Below are 2792 nucleotides of genomic sequence, written 5' to 3'. Positions count from 1 at the left end.
TGAACAGAACGTTAGTTCTTTGTGAGTACCTATGAATTTTGATTTGACGACAAAACCCTGGGTGCCGGTCGTAACCCAGGACGGCCTGTACCGGGAGGTTTCACTGCTGGAACTTTTCGCGCAGTGGGAGACCCTGCGGAAACTCCAGGCCGATAACCCACCTACGACTCTGGCCTTGCATCGGTTCCTACTGGCGCTGCTGAACTGGGTTTATGAAGGCCCGGAAGATGAGGAAGACTGGGAACGCATTAGAGACGATAACGGTGAAGAAGTCATTACCTATCTAAAGGACCAGAAAGATTGCTTTGACCTGTTGCATCCCAATCGCCCCTTCATGCAAGATCCTACGCTGACCGTCGATGTAGCGGGGGAAATCTACCAAGCCTATGTTTTACACGGCAACAACACCAGCACCGTGTTTTGTCATGAACATCAATGGAGTGGTGACTCTCTAGATATTGCCGCTGCCGCCCGGTTAGTGCTGCGGCTCCATGTGTTTGATGTCGGGGGACGCAAAACCGGATCATCGGTTTCGGCAGGGGTAATTCCGACAATGGATGCCGCTAATGTGCTGGTGCGTGGCAACAGCTTAAAGGAAACCTTGTTGCTGAACCTCATGCAGTACGACGGTGAAGAAAAGCCTTTTGAGGGGAACGGGGAAGATTTGCCTGCCTGGGAGCGAGAGCCGCAACCTGCTCAGGAGCGAGTGCCCACAGGCTATGTGGATTATCTGACCTTTCAGTGGCGACGGGTACGGCTGTTTTTTGAGGGTGGTCGCGCTGTTAAAGTTGCGGTTCATCCTGGCGATCGCCTGCCTAAAAGCCATTCATCGGCTGACTATGAAATGGCGATCGCTTACAAGAAAAATCCTAAAAAACCTGGTGATCGCTACACGATTCGGCTGGATCTGAATCGTTCTCTTTGGCGTGACTCCACCGCATTTTCGCAATCTTCTGGCAAATGGTCTGATGATTGGATTGGCCCGAAGATTATCACTTGGATAGCGGAATTACAGCAGGCAAAGCTAGTGGCAGACTGGCTTAACCTACAAGTCTTGGGCCTCACGGTTGATAATGCTAAGCCACTGGGTTGGGTCAGTGAACAGCTTTCAGTACCGACAGCTTACGTTACGGAGAAACCCCTTTGGCAGGCACTCGATTCGGCTTTGCAATTTGCCGAGAAACACAAAGATGTTTTTATGTCCTTTCAGGGCAGTCCTTACTACGTACTGGCTGAAGCACTGAATCCACCCAGCACTCCTAAAAAAGCTATCAGTCAGCAGGCGGCACAACTTGCCTCAACGCTTGGTGGGTCAAGTCGCTACTGGGCAGCATTAGATCAAGAATTCAAAGAATTGCTGCATGAAAAGTTACCCAATCCAAACGATAAAACCGTAAGTGGTAACGGCACGATTTACGGTACTCAGGCCCTTCAAGATTGGGAAAAAGCTGTGCAGAGTACTGCCGCCAAAGCTTTTACCAAGTCCATCTCATCCATCCGAAATTATCAAGCCCGTGCCAAAGCCTTGAATTCCCTGAATCATCACCTAGACAGACTAGGTAGCGATAAAAACAAATCTGGCAAAGGCAAAAAGACAAAGACCAAATCTAAATTGACTGCTCGGTGATAAAGACCCCACTGCATAGGTTATGACATGGAAAAAACATCACGTAAGACAATTCACCAAGCATCAGAATTCCTGAGGTTGATTCAGGAAAAAATCGAGATTGAGTTTGACGAGAACCAACAAATCATTGACAACGCCAAGCGAAGTTCAGCCGCACGAGCCGCACAAGCAGCCCTTAAAAACTCTCTAAAAGGAGATCCCAAACATTTGATTGACACCTACCGGACAGTTTCAGATCCCTTGCGAACCGTTGGCATTGAATACGACCCAGAAAAATCTTGGAATAAAGGAAGAATATGGATTTTTGTGGCAGGGCTCTTCGCCTATTACCCCCAGCCTGTTGAACCATACAAGGGCAGTTTTGGTAAGAGTTGTTGGTTGCTTCAGCAAGAAATTCGTCGTCAAAGTCCGGATGCCAAAGGGGTTGAACGTCGGTTCCATACCTTATTAGATACAGCTTTTGAAAACGTACAGTCCCCTGTGGCTACGCTGATACGTCAGATGAAATCCAAGTATATTGCCGTGAATTATCCTCAGCTTCTTACCGATCTGCATTGGTGGGACGGTATCGACAAGCGCGTACAGGACAAATGGGCAAGAGACTTTTGGAGGGTGCCAGGGCAAACGCATACTCCAATATTTTCGCAATAAGAATCGCTTTAGATCCCCTTATTGCGAAAAACTGAGGCAAATTCATAGCTGCTGATCGCTGAAACGCCTATTCCTTCGTGAGTCCCAAATTAGTATGCGTTTGCCCTGTGGAGGGTGCCGTCAAGTTTCTCAGAACCATCAAAGTCATCTGCTGACGCAGATGCTGAATAACGTCAACGTTCCTTTTCAAATTTCACAGTTATTCTCTCGGAGACACTAAAACATGCAACTCGAAATCCATGTTCTGCAAAGCTTTCCCCCTGCCAATCTGAACCGTGACGAAAACGGTATGCCCAAATCTACTGTATTTGGCGGTCGTTCCCGTGCTCGTATTTCCAGCCAATGTCAAAAGCGGGCTGTGCGAAAGTTTTATCAAGACTATGCAGAGCTAAACCCAGAGCAATTTGCCGATCGCTCTCGCAATTGGTTACCTGAGCTTAAAAAGCTTCTGGTGGAACAGGGAATTGATGAGGAAAAAGCGGCGATCGCAGCTCGTCTCGCGCTAGTTGAAGGA

Annotated in this window: 3 protein-coding genes; all 3 read left to right on the top strand. The window is 48.2% G+C overall.

What is annotated here, in order from left to right; genetic code table 11:
- Positions 1-31: 31 nt before the first annotated feature.
- Positions 32-1627, top strand: a complete 1596-nt coding sequence (casA, locus tag QQ91_RS14205; protein ID WP_166284037.1) for a type I-E CRISPR-associated protein Cse1/CasA — start codon at positions 32-34, stop codon at positions 1625-1627.
- Between the two features lie 27 nt (positions 1628-1654).
- Positions 1655-2278 carry a type I-E CRISPR-associated protein Cse2/CasB gene (gene casB / locus QQ91_RS14200; protein WP_166284035.1) on the top strand — a complete coding sequence of 208 codons (624 nt, stop codon included), beginning with the start codon at positions 1655-1657 and terminating at the stop codon, positions 2276-2278.
- A gap of 223 nt (positions 2279-2501) precedes the next feature.
- A partial coding sequence (locus tag QQ91_RS14195) for a type I-E CRISPR-associated protein Cas7/Cse4/CasC (RefSeq protein ID WP_201277529.1) occupies positions 2502-2792 on the top strand: 291 nt, incomplete at its 3' end.

Origin of the sequence: Lyngbya confervoides BDU141951, from assembly GCF_000817775.3 — a bacterium.
In the GTDB taxonomy this organism is placed as follows: domain Bacteria; phylum Cyanobacteriota; class Cyanobacteriia; order Thermosynechococcales; family Thermosynechococcaceae; genus Lyngbya; species Lyngbya confervoides.
Note: the sequence above shows the minus strand (reverse complement) of the source record. Positions and strands in the feature narration are given on the sequence as shown.

Coding starts and splice junctions, on each gene's coding strand:
- casA (WP_166284037.1), top strand. CDS start 32: ATGAATTTTGATTTGACGACAAAACCCTGGGTGCCGGTCGTAACCCAG.
- casB (WP_166284035.1), top strand. CDS start 1,655: ATGGAAAAAACATCACGTAAGACAATTCACCAAGCATCAGAATTCCTG.